Genomic DNA, 20201 nt, shown 5'->3' on the forward strand with positions numbered 1-20201 from the left:
TTGTCTCATGCGCGACACACGAATGGTCAGATCAGACATTTGAGGAGATCTCGTCACTGTGTAACGAGCCACGATGAGCCGCGACGCGCGACGGAAAACGGCATGCTTAGTACGTGCGCATCACCTCCGCCCTCGTAGACCCGGCGCTGCTCGACCTCCCGTGGTCGACACCGCTGGAGCAGTGGCCCGCCGACCACCTGGTCGCGCTGCCACAGGGCATCTCGCGGCACATCGTCCGATTCGTCAAGCTGGCCGGCACCGTCTATGCGGTCAAGGAGACCGGCGAGCGCGTCGCCGAGAAGGAGTACGACCTGCTCCGCGCGCTGGAACGGATCGGTTTCCCGTCCGTCGAGGCGGTCGCCGTGGTCGCGGACCGGCACGCGCCGGACGGCGAGCCGCTGGACACCGTGCTGGTCACCCGGCACCTGCAGTTCTCGTTGCCGTACCGCGCGCTGTTCTCCCACACACTGCGCGAGAACACCATGATCCGGCTGCTCGACGCGCAGGCCGCGCTGCTGGTCCGCATGCACCTGACCGGCTTCTTCTGGGGCGACTGCTCGCTGTCGAACACGCTGTTCCGCCGCGACGCGGGCTCGTTCGCGGCGTACCTGGTGGACGCGGAGACCGGCGCGCTGCGCCCGAAGCTCTCCAACGGCCAGCGCGAGGAGGATCTGGACATCGCGCGGACCAACATCTTCGGCGAGGCGCTCGACCTCCAGGCCGCCGGGCTGCTGCACGAGTCGATCGACCCGGAGCAGATGTCCGACGAGGTCATGCAGCGGTACGAGCGGCTCTGGCACGAGGTCACGTACGAGCAGGAGATCCAGCAGAACTCCCGGCACCACATGGAGGGCCGGATCCGCCGCCTCAACGAGCTGGGCTTCGACGTGGCCGAGGTGGCCATGTCCGTCTCGGACAGCGGCCAGTCGTTCATGGTCCGGCCGAAGGTGGTGGATCCCGGCTACCACGTGCGCCGGCTGTTCCGCCTGACCGGGCTGGACGCGGAGGAGAACCAGGCCCGGCAGCTGCTCAACGACCTGGACACGTACCGGGCGGAGAGCGACCTCACGGACGAGCAGCAGGCCGCGCACCGCTGGCTGACCGAGGTCTTCGAGCCGGTGGTCCGCGCGGTGCCGTCCCACCTGCGCGGCAAGCTGGAGCCGACCGAGCTCTTCTCCCAGGTGCTCAACCACCGGTGGCGGCTCTCCGAGGAGGCCGGCCGCGACGTGGGCCTGGCCCCGGCCGTCCAGTCCTTCCTGAACGACGTGCTGGTCCACCGCCCCGACGAGCGCGCCGTGCTCGGCGTCGAGGTCGACGCGCTGCTCTCCTAGGGGGCCACGGTCTCCGGGGCCGGCGGGTTGGCGTCCGCGATCAGCTCGCGCAGGCCCTGGCGGCGGGCCACCACGAGCAGGCGGTCGCCGGGGCCGATCTCGTGGTCGCGCGGCGGCTGCCAGTCCACCCAGCTGCCGCCCGCGCGCGCCAGCCCGATCACGCGCGCGCCGCCCGGCCGCTCGGACGCGTCCAGCGTGCGGCCCACCAGGCCGCCGCCGGCGGTGACCGTCACCTCCGCGACCAGCAGCACGTGCCGCGCGACCGGGATGGTGGCCTTCACCTCGCGGTCCATCATCGCCTCCGCGAACGCGGGCGCGGCCAGGTAGGACACGCTGCGCGAGATCGCGATCTGGAACGCGCGCTGGATCCGCCGGGCGAAGTCGCCGTCGTAGAGCCGCAGCACCACGCGCAGGTCCGGCTTGACCGCGCGCGCGTTCAGCGCGGCCTGCAGGTTCGTCACGTCGTCGGTGGACACCACGACCAGCGCCTGCGCGTTGCCGATCTGCGCCGCGTGCAGCGTCTCCTCACGGGCCGCGTCGCCGGTGATCACCGGCACGCCGAGCCGCCGCGCCAGCGACACCCCGCGCGCGCCCGGGTCCTTGTCCACTGCGACCACGTCCACGCCCAGGTCGTGCAGCTGCGCCATCACGCGCGTGCCGACCGTACCGAGCCCGACCACCACCACGTGGTCCTGGTGCGGGATCGCGAGCCGGCCCGCGGCCAGCGCCAGCCGCGCGTTCACCACCGCGCCGACCACCGCGGCCGTGATCAGCGGGATCAGCGCCAGCCCGGCCAGCGTCAGCACGAGATCGGTGGCCTGCAGGATCTTGCTCTCGGCGAGGTCCGGATCCGCGCCGGTGACCGTGGTCAGCAGCGTCTCGTAGATCGCGCGCCAGAGGCCGACGTGTCTCTCGCCCGCCCGCATGAACTCCCTGGTCTGCAGCCCGCCGCTGATCATGATTATCCCGAGCACGCTCAGCAGCGCCACGCCGAGTTTGCGGTCGACCAGCGCGCGCCCGGCCCGCAGCATCACCGCCATCGGCTGCCTGCGGCGCCGCCTCGCCCGCAGCCGGCGCGCCGCCACCTCGGTCCCGGCCGGCCGGCCCGTCGCCTCGGCCAGCACGATCTCGGCCCGTGCCTGGTCCTCCGGCAGGATCTCCGGCTCACCGCCCACCGCGGCGTCCGCAAGACCACACACCACGGTCTCCGGGGGTACGTCGTGCCGCCGCGCGACGAACATCGTCCGGCCCGCGAGCCGGAAGTGCGTGGGGTCCGGCTCGCCCAGCGCGGCCGCGACGAACGCGGGCGCGGCCATCGAGGCGTCGGACAGCACGGCGCAGTCCTCGAAGACCTCGCCGACCCGGGCCCCCAGCCGTCCGTTGAAGACGCGCAGCACCAGGCGGATGCCGGGCGCGGCCTCGCGGGCGCAGAGCGCGGCGTGGATGTTGGTGACGTCGTCCGGGTGCACCAGCGCGAGCGCGGCCGCGTCGCCCAGGTCGACGCCGGTGAACGCGGTCTCGTCCAGGCGACCCGCGACCAGCGTGCGGACCCGGCGCATGGTCAGCAGCTCCGGCAGCGCCGCGATGTCCGGGACCAGCGCGGTGACCCGCACGTCCGGGCGCGCGGCCAGCAGTTCGTTGATCAGTCGCAGCGCCAGCGGGTCCCGCCCGCACACCACGTAGTGCGGTGCACGGACGTCGCCGGCGCCGCGCCCGTTCCACCAGCGGGCGAGCGCCCGGCCGCGCGGAAGATCCACACTCGCCATTCCCGGATCATAGGCACTCCGTCCAAGCGGGACGATTTGTGCGAAACGTCCGTAGTAGGTGGTTCGTTGGTGTTTGAGGACCCGTGCACATGGACCCTTTCGTCGCGGCACACGGCGGGAGAGCCCCCTCGCCCCGAAAGGAACGTCCGCCATGAACAAGTGGCTGACCCGCGCCGTAGGCACCGCCGGCCTCGCCGGTGGCTTCCTCCTGCTGACCGCGGCCCAGGCCCAGGCCGCGGACCGCGAACTCCTCCCCGCCGACGACCTGCTGCCGCTCTCCGGCCTCCAGGACAACGGCGGACTCCCGCTCCTGTCCGACCTGCTCGGCTCCGCCAAGTCCCCGACCGGCGCGGACCTGCTGGGCCCGTCCGGCTCCGGCCTGTTCGGAACGGGCGGGCCACTCGGCGGCAGCGCCTCCGGCCTCTTCGACGACGAGGGCCCGGCGGCGGGGCTGCTGGGTGACAACGGGTTGTCCGGGCTGTTCGGCGGCGGGCAGAAGGCGGCGGGTCACCACACCGCGTCACCGCGGCCGGCCGCGAAGCCGGGCTCCCGGCCCGCACACCGGCCGGCCTCGAAGCCCGCCTCGGCGCCGGCATCGGGCGCGACGTCCGCACCGGCATCGGGCGCGACGTCCGCGTCGCCTTCGCGGCCTACCTCCGGGCCGGTCTCCGCGCCGGCAGCGGGGCAGGCCTCAGGACCGGTCTCCGCGCCGGGATCAGGACCGGCCTCCGCGCCCGGATCGAAGCCGGCTTCCGGGCCTGCCTCGGGACCGGTCTCCGGGCCGGCGGCGGGTGCCGCGGACGCGCCCGGGGCGGCGCCGATCATCGCCGATGCGCCGGATGACCAGCCGTCCTCGGCGGTCCAGGGCCTGATCCCGAATCCGGCCGCGCAGTTCCTCGGTATCGACGCCGACTACATGCCCGCGCTGATCGGGAACACGCTCGCCGCCCAGCGGCCCGAACTCTTCGGCGGCTCCGGCGATGGCGGCGGGCTGCTCGGCGCGCTGACCGGACAGAGCCGGCCGTCCGAGACCCCGGCGCAGGGTCTCAGCGCCCTGCCCGGCCTCAACATGCTCTCCGCGCTGACCGGCCGGCCCACCACCAGCCGCGCGGCCGAACGCCCCGTCGCGAGCCGCGCGAACGGCCGCCCCACGGCTGCCCGCCCGGTCGGTGAGCGCCCCACCCGGGCAACCGGCGTGCGGCCCGCCGGCACACGCGCGGCCGGCGAGCAGCCCGCTCAGGCGCAGACGGCCGCCGAGCGGCCCACCGCCGTGCGGGCGAACACCGCGCGGCCGTTCGGCGAGCGCCCCACCACCACACGCGCGGCCGGCGAGCGGCCCGCAGCCGGTCGGGTGGCCGATCGGCCCGTGACGACGACGCTGCCGGGACGGCACCGTGCCAAGCCCGCGCCGGTCACCCGGCCGCTTCCCGCACAGACCGCGCCGCGCGGGTCCGGGGCACACCGGGCCGGCGAGGCACCGCGTCGCGGACTGAGCCCGGATCCGGGGCGGGGCGGTGGGCGGCTTGCCGGGCATCCGGCCAACACGTGGTCCGCGGTCACTCCGTCCGACGACGGCGCGATCGTCGTCACGCCCGACTCCGACCAGGGCTTCGGCAGCTCGCCCGCGCACCGGGCTCCGCAGGCGGACTCGCCGCGCGCATCGCAGGCGGACTCGCCGCGCGCATCGCAGGCGGACTCGCCGCGCGCATCGCAGGCGGACTCGCCGCGGGCGTCGCACGGGGTTCCGCAGCAGACCGCGCCGGTGGTGTCTCCGCAGGCGGAGAGCCCGCATCCGGCGGAGTCGCCGGATGATTCGTCGACGCGGGACCGGCCCGAGGAGCGGCCCGGGGAGCGGCCGGTCGCGGGGCCGGATCCGGACTACCCGCCGACGAAGCCGATCCCGGGGCAGGCGCCGGCCTCGGCGGACCTGCACGGTAAAGGGCTCTGAGCGGAAAGGCCCGCCTCCGGGGCGTACCCCTGAGGCGGGCCTTTGATCTTTTGGGTTTTGTCAAGGGCCGACGGAGACGGACGCGGTGCCGACGATCGCGCCCATATCCGTGATGACCGACATTTCGCCGGTGATCGTGCGGTCGCCGGTGACCTCGGACGAGACCGTCAGCGTGCCCTTGACCTTGGCGGTGCCGTTCTCCTCCAGGCGGACGACGTCGCCGGGGACGGCCATGGAGCCGAGCGTGGCCGAATAGTAGGCGTCGCGGTAGTCGAACGCGGTCGAGCCGGCCGGGACCGAGTAGGCCTGGACCACCACGCGGTACGTGCCCGCGGCGGGCGAGTCGATCGAGACCGATTCCTCCGCGTCGCCGCCGGCCGAGGTCGCGATCGGCGTGGTCGACTTGCCGAGGTAGACGTTCAGGTCCAGGTCCGCGCTGGTGTCGCTGGTGCCACCGATCTTGACGTCCAGGCGTTTGGCACCGGCCGGGACGGTCACCGAATATTCGGCGGAGTCGCCGTTCTTCAGCGTCGGACGGCGGGTCGAGAGGCTGCCCAGCGGGCCGCCCTGGGCCACGATCCGGACCGGGCCGAACCGGTTCTTCAGGTCCCAGCTGAGCGGCTTCTTCACGCCGACCGCGACCGGGCCGAGCGCGGTCTCGGACGGCGACACGTCGACGCCCTGCACCGAGGCCGTGATCCTGTACGGGTTGACCAGCATCGGCGTGGTCCGGCGCGACTCGACCTCGATCTCCCACACGCCGGACAGCGGCTTGCGGTAGTCACGCTCGATGCCGGCGCACGGCGAGACCGGCTCGAAGTTCGGGTAGCAGCCGGTGGTGGCGGTCGGGTCCGCGGGCACGCCGTACGGGTCGATGGCCACGAACCGCGTCTGCGAGCCCGCGGCCAGCCCGGACAGGTTCACCTGCAACGCCTGTGCACCCTCCGGCACCTCGACGAAGTAGGACCGGGACGAGTTCCGCTCGATCCGCCCGTCCGCGGTGAACGCGTGGCCGGGCACGGTGACCGGCGCGGCCGCGATCACGGTCCCGAACACCTCGAAGTCGACCACCGCGGTCTGCGGGTCGTCGACGGTCAGGATCGCGCTGTGCGCGCCCGCGCCGGGCCGCGCGCCGACCGTGATCGTGACCGGCTTGCGCAGCGGCAGCACCACGGTCCGGTCCGCCTCGAACGTGCCGTCGTTGCCGATCCAGCCGAGCCGGTGCGTGATCCCGTGCGCGGGCCCGGAGTTCCGGGTGATCGTGACCGGGTAGGGCTTCCACTCGCCGGGCCGCTGGCCGCCCTCCCCGGCCGCGCACCGGTTGTAGATGCCGGCGCCCAGGCCGGGCGACGGCACGTCACCGGAGCCGATCAGGTCGGACAGCGCGGTGCACACCGGCGCGACCGACGTGTAGGAACGCGTCTCCGGGTCTTCGGACAACACCTTCCACGCCGCGGGTACGTCGATCAGGCCGTAGCCCTGGGCGAACGTCTTCGCACTCGGCAGGTACGCCGCCGAGGTGTAGAGCGCGCGCCGCAGCTGGGCCGGCGTGATGCCACGGTCCAGCTTGCGTGCCGCGGAGAGCAGCAGCGTCGCCGCGCCGGTCGCCTGCGGGGACGACATCGACGTGCCCTGCAGCATCGCGTACCCGGCCGGCAGCGTGTATCCGGCCTGCGCGACCGGCGCCCCGGCCTGCCAGGTCGGCACGCTGGAGATCGCCGCGCCCGGTGCGACCAGGTCCGGCTTGAGCCCGCCGTCCTCGCGGGGGCCGCGTGACGAGAACGCGTGCATCGAGTACGCGGCCGTGACCGTCGAGCCGTAGTCGGCCGCCCACGTCTCCCGGCTGATCGTGGAGCCGACCGAGACCACCTCGGACGCGGTGGACGGGTCGCCGGTCGTGTTCAGGCCCGGCCCGGAGTTGCCGGCCGAGATGAACATCTGCACGCCGTAGTCGCGGATCAGCCGGTCGTAGAGCAGCACCCAGGCGTTGCGGCCGTCGTTGAGCGCGCCGAGGCCGCCGATCGACATGTTGATGATGTCGACGTGCCGGTTCTCGACCATGTCCACGATGCCGTCGGTCAGCGCCGCGTACGTGCAGGAGCCGCCCCACGTGCAGGCCCGCCCGGAGACGATCTTCGCGCCGGGTGCCGCGCCGTCGAACGCGGTGTTGCCGAGCAGGTCGTTGCCGGCCGCGATGCCCGCGACGTGCGTGCCGTGCTCGCTCTCCAGGATGCCGATGTTGACGTAGTCGGACGTGCCCCCGGAGACCGCCACGTCCTCGCGGAACTCCACGACGAACGCCATCCGGTCGATCACCTCGGTCTTCGGGTCGTCTACCCCGAAATGCCCGATGTCGTATTTTTCGCGGTAAGGCCGCATGACGGCCTCGTCCGTGAAGCTCTTGTCCTGGTCCGCGTCCACCCGGACGTCGTGCGACTTCGGGTCGTAGAGCACGCCGAACGCGTCCGTGGTGTCGCCGTCGCGGTTGACGTCGCCGGCCGGCTCGCTGGTCTTCGTGATGTCCTCGTAGAACCAGCCGAACGTCCAGTCGCCGTCCGGCGCCGCGAAGCGTGCCTTGCCGGCCGTGAACTCCGGGCCGGTCACGGTGGTGTTCATCCGCACCCAGGTGGCGTCCTCAAGCGGGTCGGTCGCGGTGAACGAGTCCACGATCTTGCGTTCGCCGGTGGTGGTCTTCTGCAGCGCGGGATGGTCGACGTCCACGCCGGAGTCCATGATCCCGATGGTGATGCCGCGGCCGTCGTACTCCGGGTGCTCCGCGACGAATCTCACCGCACCGGTCTCCGCGGTCGGCAGGTAGGGGTTGTCCGCGGGTGTGGACGGGCCGGGCCCGGCGTAGGCCTCGCGCGCGGTCGCGCCGCCGGACAGTCCCTCGGCCGGGTCCGGGCGCTGGACCGCGTAGTCGAGGTCGAGCGCGTCGACGCCGTCGATCCGGGCCGCGTCCAGGACCGCGGTGGTGGGCACGCGGGCGTGCACGTATCCGATCCGGTCGGCGACGCGGGAGACGGAACCGCCGAGCCGGACCACGTGGTCCGCGACCCCGCGGGCGGCACCCGGGCCGGTGGCGACCAGCACGGTGACCGACTCCCGGCCGCTGGCCCGCGCGTCGGCGAGCCGGCCGGCGTCGTCGGCGCCGAGCGTGGCGACGGGTGAGGACTTGGGTTTCCCGGCGATCGGCGCGGCGAGCGCGGGGGCCGGCAGCACGGGCCCGGACAGGCCGATGACCAGCAGCGTAGTAACGAGTTTGCGCAGCACAGGGGCAGGCTATAAGCGTTTGTGGGTAATTGTCCGATTGATGCCGAGACTTAACGCCTGCGATATATCAGCGCTTTCGTCCCGTACCCTTGCTGCCGTTCTTGTCTGATTTCCGGGGTTTGCCGGCCTGCTTCGCCGGGGGCTTCTCCACCGGCACGGACAACCGCACCTGCCAGCGGTTGTCGTCCTCGGCCGCGGACAGCTCACCCCGCACGCTCGCGGCCCGCTCCCGCATGGACCGCACACCGTGCCCCGCCTGCGGTGCCGGACCGCGACGCGGCGGGACCGGATTGCTCACGGTGGCGACCAGCCGCGCGCCCTCGACCGCGAGCCGCACCTCGACCGGCTGGCCCGGCGCGTGGTTGAGCGCGTTCGTCAGCGACTCCTGCACCACGCGGTAGACCGCGAGGCCCTCCCGGCGGCCGAGCCGCACGCCGTCCGGCACGACCATGGTCAGCGCCATGCCGGCCGCGCGCATGATGCGCACCAGCTCCGGCAACTCGGCCAGGCCGGGCGTCGCGCGCTGGCCAGGCTCGATGTCGTTGCGGAGCACGCTGAGCATGTCGCCGAGCTCCGCGAGCGTGCGGCGACCGGTGCCGGCGATCGTGTCGAACGCGCGCGCGGCCGCCTGGGGCCGGTTCTCCGCCGCGGCCGTGCCGCCCTCGGCCAGCACCACCATCACGCCGACCGCATGGCTGACCAGGTCGTGCATCTCCGGGCCGATCATGGCGCGTTCGTCGGCCGCCTCGCGGGCCTCGTCGGCCGCCTCCCGGGCCGCGTCCGCGTCGCGGCGGTCCGCCTCGGCCCGCTCGCGTGCGGCCTCCGCCTCGGCGCGGGCGTCCTCGGCCTCGGTGCGGGCGTCCTCGGCCTCGGTGCGGCGCTCCTCCGCCTCGCGGCGTCGCTGGTCCGCGGCCTGCTGCTGGCGGCGCGCATCCGTCGTCACCTGGCGGAACTCGCGTGCGACCCGGCGGCCCTCGGCCGCGCTCGGCGCCAGCCAGGCCGTGGCGGTGCCGAGCGCCACGATCAGGACGCCCTGCCACCAGCCGGCCCGCGCGATCAGCAGCGCGACCGTGAGGACCAGCGCCACCGCGACCGGCAACCACCGCCGCACCATGATCCCCACCTTCTCCGGCAAGCGCTCATTCTTACCGGACGCGGGGAGCGAGCGTGCGCCCAGTGGGTACCCCTGTCGCACCCAGCGCGAATCTGCCCCGCCCTACGTGCGGCTCAGGGCTTGTCGGCCTTCGGCGCGGGTCGGGGGCCGGCGGCCCGTGCGGCGGAGGCCAGGCCGAGGCTGCCGAGCAGCGCCGCGCCGCTGGCGACGGTGAAGAGGCGGCGACGGTCAAGGATCTTGGGTGCGGGCTCGCTCATGTCTCCGGCCTTCCGTCGAGGGGGCGCACTCACCCACAGTTCGGTAGACGGGCGCGAGGAGTGACCACTTCGCACCTGGGAGAACGCTCGGAATCGTGGAGCCCCCTGTCGGATTCGAACCGACGACCGCTCGCTTACAAGGCGAGTGCTCTGGCCATCTGAGCTAAGGAGGCGGGGCGTGCCCCGTCAGCATAGCCACTGCGTCCGCCGGGGTAGGAACGCCACCGCTGAGCTTTACCTGCTCGCCGTACCATTTAGGGGCTTTCGTCCCTAAGGTTCGTGACCGATCGCGCGGCAAGCCCTTGGCAGAGGTCACGAACGCGTTTACGGTGGCGTGACACGGGTGACATCCGGCGCGCCGCCAGGCACATCGGAGATCATCCAAGGGTCGGTGGAGACATCGACTCGCTCCTCTTCACTCGGATCGTCCGGCACGTTCCTGCCGGTGAAAGGAAGCTGGCCTCACCATGGCTACTGTTACCTACGCAAAGGCGTCCCGTGTCTACCCGGGCACCGAGCGTCCCGCGGTCAACGAGCTCCAGCTCGACATCGCGGACGGCGAGTTCCTCGTCCTCGTCGGCCCCTCCGGCTGCGGAAAGTCCACCTCGCTGCGCATGCTCGCCGGCCTGGAGGACGTCGACGGCGGTCAGATCCTGATCGACGGCCGCGACGTCACGCACCTCCCGCCGAAGGCGCGCGACATCGCGATGGTCTTCCAGAACTACGCGCTCTACCCGCACATGTCGGTGTACGAGAACATGGCCTTCGCGCTCAAGCTGCGCAAGACCTCCAAGGCGGAGATCGACCGCCGCGTCAAGGAGGCCGCCGGCCTGCTCCAGCTGGAGGAATACCTCTCCCGCAAGCCGAAGGCGCTCTCCGGCGGTCAGCGCCAGCGTGTCGCCATGGGCCGCGCCATCGTGCGTGAGCCGCAGGTCTTCCTCATGGACGAGCCGCTGTCGAACCTTGACGCCAAGCTCCGCGTCCAGACCCGTTCGCAGATCGCCAGCCTCCAGGCGAAGCTCGGCATCACCACGGTCTACGTCACCCACGACCAGGTCGAGGCCATGACCATGGGCCACCGGGTCGCGGTCATGCTGGACGGCAACCTGCAGCAGGTCGACACGCCCCGCGCGCTCTACGACACCCCGAAGAACGTGTTCGTCGCCGGCTTCATGGGCTCCCCCGCCATGAACCTCAAGACCGTCTCGCTGGTCGACGGCGGCGCCGACTTCGCCGGCATCGTGCTCCCGCTGACCCGCGAGCAGATCGAGGCCGCGCGCACCGGTGGCGACAAGGTCACCGTCGGCTTCCGCCCCGAGGACACGGACATCGTCGCCGCCAGCGAGGGTGGCCTGCCGATCGTGGTCGAGCTGGTCGAGGACCTCGGCTCCGACGCCAACGTCTACGGCCACGCCGAGATCGGTGGCACCTCCGAGCGCTTCGTGGTCCGCACCGACCGTCGTCACATGCCCAACATGGGCGAGACGATCTACGTGAAGCCGCGTCCGGACAAGATCCACCTGTTCAACGCGCAGACCACCGACCGCATCTGATCTCCAGAAGCGCATAAGTCAGGGGCGGCTCCCGAGAGGGGGCCGCCCCTGACTGCATCAAAAGCAGATTTACCCACTTACGCCGTGGTCCGGCAGCGTTGCTCCCGCGGGCACCGGTCGTCGCCGGCGCTCCTCCCTGCCGGTCCCGCGTCGCACGGTCAAAGGCAAGAGCTCCGTCAGGCGTCGCGTGCGCTGGACAGGCCCGAGGGCAAAGGCAGGGGCGGTGGTGTGGCGGCACCGCCCCTGCCCGCCTCCTTCGACCGGCCGGCACAGGCCGGTCGGCCGAGGTCCTTCGGCCCCCGGGGTGTCTGCCCACCGCCGGGGGCCGGCGACCCGCGGACGGTTCTGCCGGCCGTCCGGGGCCACGTCGTCGGTCAGGACAGGTTGAACGTCCCCGCGCCGGCCGTGACCGCGGCCTTGATGCCGTTCGGGTCCTCGACCGGGAGGCTGTAGTACGTGCTCGGCTCCTGCACGCTGCCGCTGCACACCGGCGCGCCGGACTCGCCGGCGAACACGTTGTTGCGGGCCACGCACCGGCCGGACGGTCCGGCGTAGCTGTTGCTGACCGGCTCCTCGACGTCCTCGAAGTAGTTGCCCTCGATCACGCAGCCCGCGTTCGCCTGGCAGGCCACGCCGACGTCCGTGTTGTAGACGAAGTAGTTGTTGACCACGTGCACCGGCTCCCCGAAGCGGACGCGCGGGTTGCGCTGCGGCGTCCGGTCGAACCAGTTGTGGTGATAAGTCACCTTCAAGTAGCCGATGTCCTGTGCGCCGTTGCTGTCGTCGTGCCCGAGCAGCATGTTCTTCGTGTGGTCGTGCGTGTGGTTCCAGGAGACGGTGACGTAGGACGCGCCGCGCTTGATGTCGATCAGTCCGTCGTACCCGTCGGAGAGGTCGTTGTGGTCGATCCACACGTGATGGGAGAACATCTGCACGTTGATCGCGTCGTCCGGCGTCCCGGTGAAGTTCAGGTTCCGGATGATCACGTTGTGCACCGCGTCCGCCGGCGGCGTCGTGGCGGAGGAGACCGGCAGCCCGACGTTGAGCCCGCCACCGGTCAGCCCGGACGCCGTGCCCACGCCGACGATGGTCTTGTCGCTGGTCACGTCGTGCATCGGGCCGGGCAGCGTGAGCACGCCGCTCACCCGCACGGTCAGCGGTCCCGGCGTCGCGATCGCGGTGAGGAAGTCGGCCGCGGTCCCGACCGTGACCGTGGGCCCGGCCGCGCCGCCGGTGGTGCCGCTCTGGCCCAGCGCGTTCACGGAGGCGAAGCCGAGCGGCGGCGCGCCCGGATCGGTGGGCGGGCCGGTCGGCGGCAGCGTCGGTGGTGTGGTCGGCTCGACGACCGTCCCGGTGGAGACCGAGAAGTCGTCGAAGCTCGCGGACGCGTACGACGTGGCGAGCCCGGCCCGCCCCGAGGCGAACGTGCCGTCCACGGCCGTGACGACCTGCGTGCCGTTCAGATAGCCGCGCAGCGTGCTGCCCGCGGCCTCGAGCGTCAGCGTGTACCAGGTCCCGATGCTGACAGAGGTCGCAGCAACGGCCAGTGTGATCGGCTCGCCGCCGGAGCGTTTGAGCAGCTCGACGCGCCCGGCGTTGGAGAGCGCGAGCCCGTAGTAGGCGCTGCCGCTCTGCACGCGCGCGGTGACGCCGGCCGTACGGCCGCTGCCGTTGAACCCGGTCGGCTTGACCCGGGCCCGGACGGAGTAGTCCGTCCAGGACGCGGTCCCGGTGTACGTGCGCGCGTCCGCGCTGGTCCCGGACTGCCGGTAGACGAGCGAGCCGTCCGTGACCACGGACCAACTGCCGCCGGACTTGGACCAGCCGTTGGAGTTGCCGTCCTCGAAGGTGTCGGTGAGCAGCGAGTCGGCGCGCGCGGCCGAGGCGGTGGCCAGGAACAGCGCGACGACGGCGGACAGGGCGATCGTGTGGGCGACACGTCGCATGCGGATCTCCTTGTGGGTCGTGCCCGGTTCCCCCGTGGAGCCGGCGGGGAAACCGGGCCGTGGGGGCGCTAGATCCTCCCGGCGCCGGCCGAGGAGCCGACGACGCCGGGAACGTCCGTGGCCGGCAGCGCCGGAGCGGCCCGCAGCACGGGCGTCCAGCCGGCGTCGGCACCGAGGTCCGGGTCGTGCGAGGCGTTGTAGGCGTCGAGCGCGCTGGTCGCGACCTCGGCGCGGTTGCCGGTCCGGGTCACGGTGCCGCGCTCGGTGATCGCGGTGCCGCCCCAGTCGTGAATGATCGCGTCCGGCCGCAGGTCGTCGTACAGCCGGAAGTAGTTGTTCTCCGCGTAGATCGCGGACTGCACGCCGACGCCCCACGCGTAGTCGAACGTCTCGCCGGACGACCGGTAGTAGTTGTTGTAGACGTCGACCTGCCCGAACCGCACGCGAGGCAGGCGCTGGATGCTGCCGTCGAACAGGTTGTGGTGGATCGTCACCTTGAGCCGGCCGACGTCCGGGCCGACCGTGTTCGACGAGCCGATCAGCATGGTCTTGTCATGGTCGGTGAACACGTTCCACGACGCGGTGACGTAGCTGGACGTGTGCGTGATGTCCAGCGCGCCGTCGTATACCTGGTACGGCCGTCCGAAGTAGACCGGCTGGTCCGTGTCGAGGTTGTCGCCGTCGGAGAACGTGGTGTGGTCGACCCACACGTTCTCGCTGCGCCGCACGGAGATCAGGTCGTAGTTCGAGTTCCAGTTACCGAGCTCGCCGTCCGTGGGCGACCAGGCCGGGAAGCAGTCCCGCGCGTCCTGGACCGACAGGTTCCGGATGATCGTGTTGCTGGCGCCGTCGGCCATCAGCGTCAGGCCGCTCAGCGTCGCGCCGTGCCGGCCCACGATCGTGGTGTTCGGCCCGATGTTGATCTGGGTCTGCGCGGCCTGCCGGGACACCGAGCGCACCCGCGCCGCCTCAAGGTCGCCGGACGGGTTGACCCACCCCCAGACCGCCGGGTCGTAAAACGCCAGAAAGGCATCCAGGGAGTACGCCGGATCGGCCAGATCGGCGCAGTCCAGCAGCGATCCGTCGGCCGCCTCGAAACCGTCGATGTCGTCGGCCACATAGATGATTTTCGGCGTGGAATTCGTCTTGTTCGTCGCATTGTCGCCGCCGAGCGCCGTGACCAGTTCGGCCCGGCTGCGGACGGTGAAGACGTGCGCGTCGTCGGCCGTGCTGCCGCCGGTGGTGCCCGGTCCGGCCGCGGCCCAGCCGTCGTTCGCCGGCAGCGTCTGCCTGCCGAGATCGACCCTGCCCCCGGCCTGTGCCGCCGAGGGCAGCGTGATCAGGAGCAGTCCCGCGACGGTGGCCGCGGTCAAGCGTTTCGTCATTGATCTCTCCACGTGATCGCCACACGAGTGCGTTCATGAACGCGAAACATCTAGGCTCAACGTAGAGATTTACGCCAATGAGAGTCAATGACGTCGATATGCAGGAATGTTGCACCGGAAAATGGCAGGTCGTTACGCCCGGCGAGCATTCGCCGGATTGTGGACGACTCTGTCCGATATCTAGCGCGCCGCCTTTCCGCCGGTTTGCAGGGAAGTCCTGTGAATCGATGCCTCGAACGGAGGCCGGGCCCATCCGACGCCGTCCTCCCAGAGCAGTCCGGGCCGTTCCGCCGCGGCCCGCAGCGCCGCGTTCACGCCGCGGATCACGTGCATCCGGTCCGGCGGCGTGCCCACGGAGTCGACCAGCGCGGCGTCGATCGGGTGCGGCGCCGGCGCGTCCTGGAGCACCTCCAGCACCGCGGTGAACGGTGCGGTCCGGGCCAGCGGCACGATCAGCCGGTCCGGCGTGTCGATCAGGTTCTCCAGCAGGTCACGGCGCCCTGGCACGTGCCGGGGCGCGTCGTCGCCGGGTAGCTGCAGCCGGTCGGTCGGATATTCGAGCACGGCCCGGCCGTGCGTGCCGTGCACGATCACCTCGCCCGGGATGAAGTCCTCGCCGCAGAGCGTCACGGCCATCACCACCGGCGGCCCGTCCGCGAACCGCACGCGCAGGCTCGCGGTGTCGTCCACCTCGATCGGCCGGGTCCGGTACCGCTCCAGCTCCACGCCGACCGGGATCGGGTCCGGCGCCAGCGCCAGCGCCTGCATCAGCGCGTGGGCCTGCGGGTTCGCGATCGCGCCGTCCAGCGTCGGGCGTCCGTTCACGGTGCGCCGCCCGGCCCACGGGGACCGCTGGTAGTACGCGTCCGGACGCCGCCAGGACGCGATCGCGGCGATGCCGGTGATCTCGCCGAGCCGCCCGTCCGCGATCGCCTGCCGCAGCTCCGCCAGCGCGGCCGAGCCGAGCGCCTGGAAGCCGATCTGCAGCGCCCGGCCGGTGCGGGCGACCACGGCGCTCAGCGCACGGTGCTCGGCCAGCGACAGCAGCGGCGGCTTCTCCAGCAGCACGTCCGCGCCGGACTCCAGCGCGTCCGTGGCGATCTCCCGGTGCGTGTGCGGCGGCGTGCAGATCACCACCACGTCCGGCCGGACCTCGCGCAGCATCTCCGCGTGGCCGGTGAAGATCCGGGTGGCCGGGTCGATCGGCGCGTCCTCGGCCGGTACGGGCGGGCGCGGGTCCGCGAACGCCGCGATCTCGATCCGGCCGGCGCGGGCCAGCCGGGCGAGGTTGCGGCGGTGCGAGAGCCCGTGCCCGCTCGCGCCGATCAGCGCGACGCGCTTCATGTCCCGGCCGCCTCGATGGTGGCGAGCGCGCCGTGCCGGGTCAGGCCGGTCAGCCAGGACGTGATCGACGCGCGCACCTCGTCGTCCGCGACCAGCGCGGCCGGGAAGACGGAGTCGATCTGCAGCAGCGCGTCCACCACCGCGGACGGCTCGGACGAGGTGTCCGCGAGCGCGGTCCGGATCCGGTCGGCCAGCGGGTCGTTCAGCGGCAGCGCGGTGCCGTCGTCCGCCGTGCCCTGCACGAACCGCATCCACGCGGCGACCGCCAGCGTCGCCCACCGTGCGTCCCGCTTGGCGGTCCGCAGATCGAGGATCGTGTGCAGGAGCCGCTGCGGCAGTTTCTGCGAGCCGTCCATCGCCACCTGGTGCGTCCGGTACAGGATCACCGGGTTCGCGAACCGGGCCAGCACGTCGTCGCCGTACCCGATGATCGAGACGCCCTCCGGCGGCCGGAAGCTCTCCGCGATGTCCTCGGCGATGAGTTTCCGCAGCGTACCCTGCATGCCTGGCAGTGCCAGCGCCTCCGCGACGGTCTCCTTGCCGGCCAGTGCGCCCAGGTAGGCGAGCGCGGAGTGCACGCCGTTGAGCGTGCGCAGCTTCAGCCGCTCCCACTGCCCCGCGTCGTCCGTCATGATCGCGCCGGCCTGCTCCCAGGACGGCCGCCCGCCGGGAAACCGGTCCTCGATCACCCACTGGGTGTACGGCTCGGCCGCGAGCGCCGCCTGGTCCTCCATCCCGAGCGCGCGCGCCGCCGTGGCCAGCGTCTCCGGCGTGGAGGCGGGCACGATCCGGTCGACCATCGAGTTCGGGAACGTGACGTTGTGGTGCACCCAGTCGGCCTGCGCGCCGGAGAACCCGCCGAAGGCCAGCCCGGCGCCGATCAGCCCGTGCGTGCGCCGCCCGTTCGACGGCAGGTTGTCGCAGCTGAGCAGCGTCAGCGGTCCCGCGTCCGCGGCCGCGCGCGCCAGCAGTCCGCGGATGAGCAGGCCGGGCACGGTCTGCGGCGGCCGGTCCGTGGTCAGGTCCGCCGTCACCGCCTCGTCCGCGAGCAGCTCGCCGGTGACCGGGTCCAGCTGGTACGCCTTCTCCGTCACGGTCAGCGTCACCACCCGGATCGCGGGGTCGGCCAGCAGCGCCACGATCGCGGCCGGGTCACTCGCCGCGTGCCGCACCCCCGACAAAGAGCCGATCACGCGGGTACGGGACGTGTGCGCCCCCAGCGTGGTCACGCTGAACAGGTTGTCCTGCGCGCGGAGCCGGTCGTAGACGCCGGTGCTGCGCGGCGCCACGCCGATGATGCCCCAGTCCCCGCCACCCGCCGAGATCGCCTCCTCGGTGTAGACCGCCTGGTGGGCACGGTGGAACGCGCCGAGCCCGAGGTGCACGATGCCGGGCCTGATCTCGTCCGGCCGGATCAGCGGCCGGCTCTCGATCGGCAGCGCGGCGATCGCGCCCAGCCCGAGCCGCGTGGTGCTGACCGTGCTGGTCATGCGTCCACCCCGTCCGCGAGCCGGGCGCTCCAGATCGGCCCGTCCGGGAAGCTGTAGTCCGCGACCGACTCCGGCTTCATCGAGGCGCTGTACCCGGGCTGCTCCGGCAGCAGGTACTTTCCCTCCCGCGTGGTGACCGGGTCGATGAAGTGCTCGTGCAGGTGGTCGACGTACTCCACCATCCGGCCGTCCAGGGACGCGCTCACCCGCAGGTAGTCGAAGATCGCCAGGTGCTGCACGTACTCGCAGAGGCCGACGCCGCCCGCGTGCGGGCAGACCGGCACGCCGAACTTCGCGGCCAGCAGGATCTCGGACAGCACCTCGTTGACGCCGCCGACCCGGCACGCGTCGATCTGCATGACGCCGATCGCCTCGGCCTGCAGCAGCTGCTTGAAGATGACCCGGTTCGCCGCCACCTCGCCGGTCGCGACACGGATCGGCGCCACGGCCCGCTGGATGCGCGCGTGCCCGAGGATGTCGTCCGCGTGCGTCGGCTCCTCGATCCAGTACGGGTCGAACTCGGCCAGCCGCGCCATGTTCGCGATCGCCTCGTCGACGTCCCAGACCTGGTTCGCGTCCATCATCAGCAGCGTCTCCGGACCGACCTCCTCGCGGATGATCCGGGCCCGGCGCACGTCGTCCTCGATCGGGCCGCCGACCTTCATCTTGACCGCGCGCCAGCCCTCCTGGAACGCGGCCCGGCTGAGCGCGCGCACCTTCTCGTCCGGGTAGCCGAGCCAGCCGACCGACGTGGTGTACGACGGAAAGCCCTCCTGCGCGACGAAAGCCAGCCGCTCGTCCAGCCCGACCCGGCCCTTGTCCAGGATCGCGGCCGCCTCGTCCGGCGTGATCGCGTCCGTGATGTGGTGGAAGTCGATCGACCGGACCAGCTCCTCGGTCGGCATCTCCGCGAGCAGGCGCCACAGCGGCTTGCCCTCGACCTTGGCCCGCAGGTCCCACACCGCGTTGACCAGCGCGCCGGTCGCCATGTGGATGACGCCCTTCTCCGGCCCGAGCCAGCGCAGCTGCACGTCCGCGGAGAGCGACCGCCAGAACGTCACCGGCTCCGCGACGATCTCCTCCAGCGTCTTCCCGGCGACGTGCCGGGACAGCGCCCGGACCGCGGCGACCGTGATCTCGTTGCCGCGCCCGTTGGTGAACGTGAAGCCCGCCCCGACGTGCGGCGTGTCCGTACGCAGCTCCACATAGGTCGCCGAGTAGTCGCCGCGGTTGATCGCGTCGGAACCGTCCGCCGAGTCCGACGTGGGGAACCGCACGTCGTGCACCTCGACCGTGAGAATGGTGGTCACAGCTTCTCTCCGATTTTGAAGATCTTCTTGGGCAGCCGGTAGGCCAGGTCGACGATCGTCTCGGCCGCCTCGTCGAGCGGCAGCCGGTGCTCCGCGACCAGCCTTGCCAGGTATCCGGCGTCGATGCGGCGGGCCACGTCGTGCCGCACCGGGATCGAGCAGAACGCGCGCGTGTCGTCGATGAACCCGGCCGTGTTGTAGAAGCCGGCCGTCTCGGTGACCGCCTCGCGGAACCGGCGCATCACCTCGGGCGAGTCCAGGAACCACCAGGGCGCGCCGAGGTAGAGCGCGGCGTAGCCGCCGGCCAGCGGCGCCAGCTCGCGGGTGAACACGTCCTCGTCCAGCGTGAACAGCACCAGCCGCAGCCGCGGGTCGTTGCCGTACGCGTCCAGCAGCGGCTTCAGCCCGTGCACGAACTCGACCGCGTGCGGGATGTCGCCACCCACGTCCCGGCCGTGCCGGTCGTAGAGCCACCGGTTGTGATTCCGGAACGCGCCGGGGTGCAGCTGCATGACCAGGCCGTCCTCGATGGACATCCGGGCCATCTCGACCAGCATGTGCGCCCGGAACGCCTCCGCGTCCTCGGCCGTGGCCGTGCCCGCCAGGCCGCGCGCGAACAGCGCGGCCGCCTCCGATGCCGTGAGCAGCAGCGTGCGCGCGGTCAGGTGCCCGTGGTCGGTGCTGGTCGCGCCGGCCGCGATGAAGTCCCGGCGCCGGGCCTCCAGCGCGCGGAGGTAGCCGCGGTACGTCCCGGTGTCCTCGCCGGTGATCTCGCCGAGCTTCGCGACGTTGCCGGCCCAGCCCTCGAACTCCATGTCCACCACGTTGTCCGGCCGGAACGTGGTGATCACCCGCCCGCCGGGCCCGCCCCAGCCGTCCTCCGCGAGCCGTGCGTGCCGGGCCAGGTCGTCCAGCGGCGACTCCGTGGTGGCCAGCACCTCGATGTTGAAACGTTCGAACAGCGCGCGCGGACGGAACTCCGGCGTGGCCAGCCGGGCGGAGATCTGGTCGTAGACCGCGTCCGCGGTGTCCGGGCCGAACCGGTCGGTCACGCCGAACACGGAGGCGAACGTCTGCTCGAGCCAGAACCGCGACGGCGTGCCGCGGAAGAGGTGCCACTGTGCCGCGAACCGCCGCCAGATCGTCCGCCCGTCCTGCTCGAACGCCGTGCCGTCGCGCGTGGGCACGCCCAGCTCGGACGGCGGAATGCCCTGGCTGAGCAGCATCCGGGTGACGTAGTGGTCGGGCACGATGATCAGCCGGGCCGGGTCCGGGAACGGCGAGTCGTCCGCGAGCAGGCCGGGGTCCACGTGGCCGTGCGGCGAGATGATCGGCTGTTCGGCCGCCAGCGCGTACAGCTCGCGGGCGATCCCGCGCTGGCTCGGCTCGGCGGGGAGGAGGAGGTCGGACACGAGGCTCCTAGAAGGTTGGTTCACTCGGGCCAGGGTGGGCGGTCGGGGCGGAGCAGGGATCGCCTCCCATAA

General features: G+C 72.1%; 13 protein-coding genes and 1 tRNA gene. 3 read left to right on the forward strand and 11 right to left on the reverse strand.

The genetic code is table 11. The features are described 5' to 3' along the window. Positions 1 to 113 precede the first annotated feature (113 nt). The gene (locus tag OP04_RS25565) at positions 114 to 1331 is read left to right on the forward strand and encodes a DUF4032 domain-containing protein (protein WP_033342377.1); all 1218 of its coding nucleotides are present in this window, start codon (positions 114 to 116) and stop codon (positions 1329 to 1331) included. Here OP04_RS25565 and OP04_RS25570 read toward each other — a convergent pair. Next, on the reverse strand, positions 1328 to 3097 hold the full coding sequence (locus OP04_RS25570; RefSeq protein ID WP_051798975.1) for a potassium channel family protein: 1770 nt from the start codon (positions 3095 to 3097) through the stop codon (positions 1328 to 1330). The two genes, OP04_RS25565 and OP04_RS25570, sit on opposite strands and share 4 nt — an antisense overlap. A 151-nt stretch (positions 3098 to 3248) precedes the next feature. Between OP04_RS25570 and OP04_RS25575 the strand changes: the two genes are divergently transcribed. Beyond that, positions 3249 to 5045, forward strand: a complete 1797-nt coding sequence (locus OP04_RS25575) for a hypothetical protein (RefSeq protein ID WP_033342378.1) — start codon at positions 3249 to 3251, stop codon at positions 5043 to 5045. 60 nt (positions 5046 to 5105) lie between these two features. Here OP04_RS25575 and OP04_RS25580 read toward each other — a convergent pair whose 3' ends face one another. The 4 genes from OP04_RS25580 to OP04_RS25590 all read right to left on the reverse strand — a co-directional run bounded on the left by OP04_RS25580 (position 5106) and on the right by OP04_RS25590 (position 9862). Next, a complete protein-coding gene (locus OP04_RS25580) occupies positions 5106 to 8318 on the reverse strand; it encodes a S8 family serine peptidase (protein WP_157240323.1) in 3213 nt (1070 codons plus the stop codon). Positions 8319 to 8385: 67 nt separating this feature from the next. Further along, complete coding sequence (locus tag OP04_RS50095; protein ID WP_157240325.1) at positions 8386 to 9432, reverse strand: sensor histidine kinase; 1047 nt, start codon at positions 9430 to 9432, stop codon at positions 8386 to 8388. A 113-nt stretch (positions 9433 to 9545) separates the two neighbouring features. Then, a complete protein-coding gene (locus OP04_RS53600; RefSeq protein ID WP_157240327.1) occupies positions 9546 to 9689 on the reverse strand; it encodes a hypothetical protein in 144 nt (47 codons plus the stop codon). A gap of 96 nt (positions 9690 to 9785) precedes the next feature. Next, positions 9786 to 9862, reverse strand: a tRNA-Thr gene (locus tag OP04_RS25590). Positions 9863 to 10156: 294 nt separating this feature from the next. On the opposite strand from OP04_RS25590, the gene OP04_RS25595 reads away from it, so the two are divergent. Then, positions 10157 to 11242, forward strand: coding sequence for an ABC transporter ATP-binding protein (locus OP04_RS25595; protein ID WP_033342379.1), 1086 nt, complete (start codon positions 10157 to 10159; stop codon positions 11240 to 11242). Positions 11243 to 11616: 374 nt separating this feature from the next. On the opposite strand, the gene OP04_RS25600 is transcribed toward OP04_RS25595, so the two are convergent. From OP04_RS25600 to uxaC, 6 genes are all read right to left on the reverse strand, one after another. Then, the gene (locus OP04_RS25600; RefSeq protein WP_085066760.1) at positions 11617 to 13188 is read right to left on the reverse strand and encodes a pectate lyase family protein; all 1572 of its coding nucleotides are present in this window, start codon (positions 13186 to 13188) and stop codon (positions 11617 to 11619) included. A gap of 68 nt (positions 13189 to 13256) precedes the next feature. Continuing rightward, positions 13257 to 14573, reverse strand: coding sequence for a pectate lyase family protein (locus OP04_RS25605; RefSeq protein ID WP_033342380.1), 1317 nt, complete (start codon positions 14571 to 14573; stop codon positions 13257 to 13259). A 180-nt stretch (positions 14574 to 14753) separates the two neighbouring features. Continuing rightward, positions 14754 to 15917 carry a Gfo/Idh/MocA family protein gene (locus OP04_RS25610; protein ID WP_033342381.1) on the reverse strand — a complete coding sequence of 388 codons (1164 nt, stop codon included), beginning with the start codon at positions 15915 to 15917 and terminating at the stop codon, positions 14754 to 14756. After that, positions 15914 to 17407: a mannitol dehydrogenase family protein gene (locus tag OP04_RS25615; protein ID WP_033342382.1), complete on the reverse strand. Its 1494-nt coding sequence runs from the start codon at positions 17405 to 17407 to the stop codon at positions 15914 to 15916. The genes OP04_RS25610 and OP04_RS25615 overlap by 4 nt, the downstream gene beginning before the upstream one ends. After that, on the reverse strand, positions 17404 to 18717 hold the full coding sequence (locus OP04_RS25620) for an enolase C-terminal domain-like protein (protein WP_033342383.1): 1314 nt from the start codon (positions 18715 to 18717) through the stop codon (positions 17404 to 17406). The genes OP04_RS25615 and OP04_RS25620 overlap by 4 nt, the downstream gene beginning before the upstream one ends. After that, complete coding sequence (gene uxaC / locus OP04_RS25625; protein WP_232323738.1) at positions 18714 to 20129, reverse strand: glucuronate isomerase; 1416 nt, start codon at positions 20127 to 20129, stop codon at positions 18714 to 18716. The genes OP04_RS25620 and uxaC overlap by 4 nt, the downstream gene beginning before the upstream one ends. Positions 20130 to 20201 lie beyond the last annotated feature (72 nt).

This window comes from Catenuloplanes japonicus, from assembly GCF_000717135.1.
Taxonomy (GTDB): domain Bacteria; phylum Actinomycetota; class Actinomycetes; order Mycobacteriales; family Micromonosporaceae; genus Catenuloplanes; species Catenuloplanes japonicus.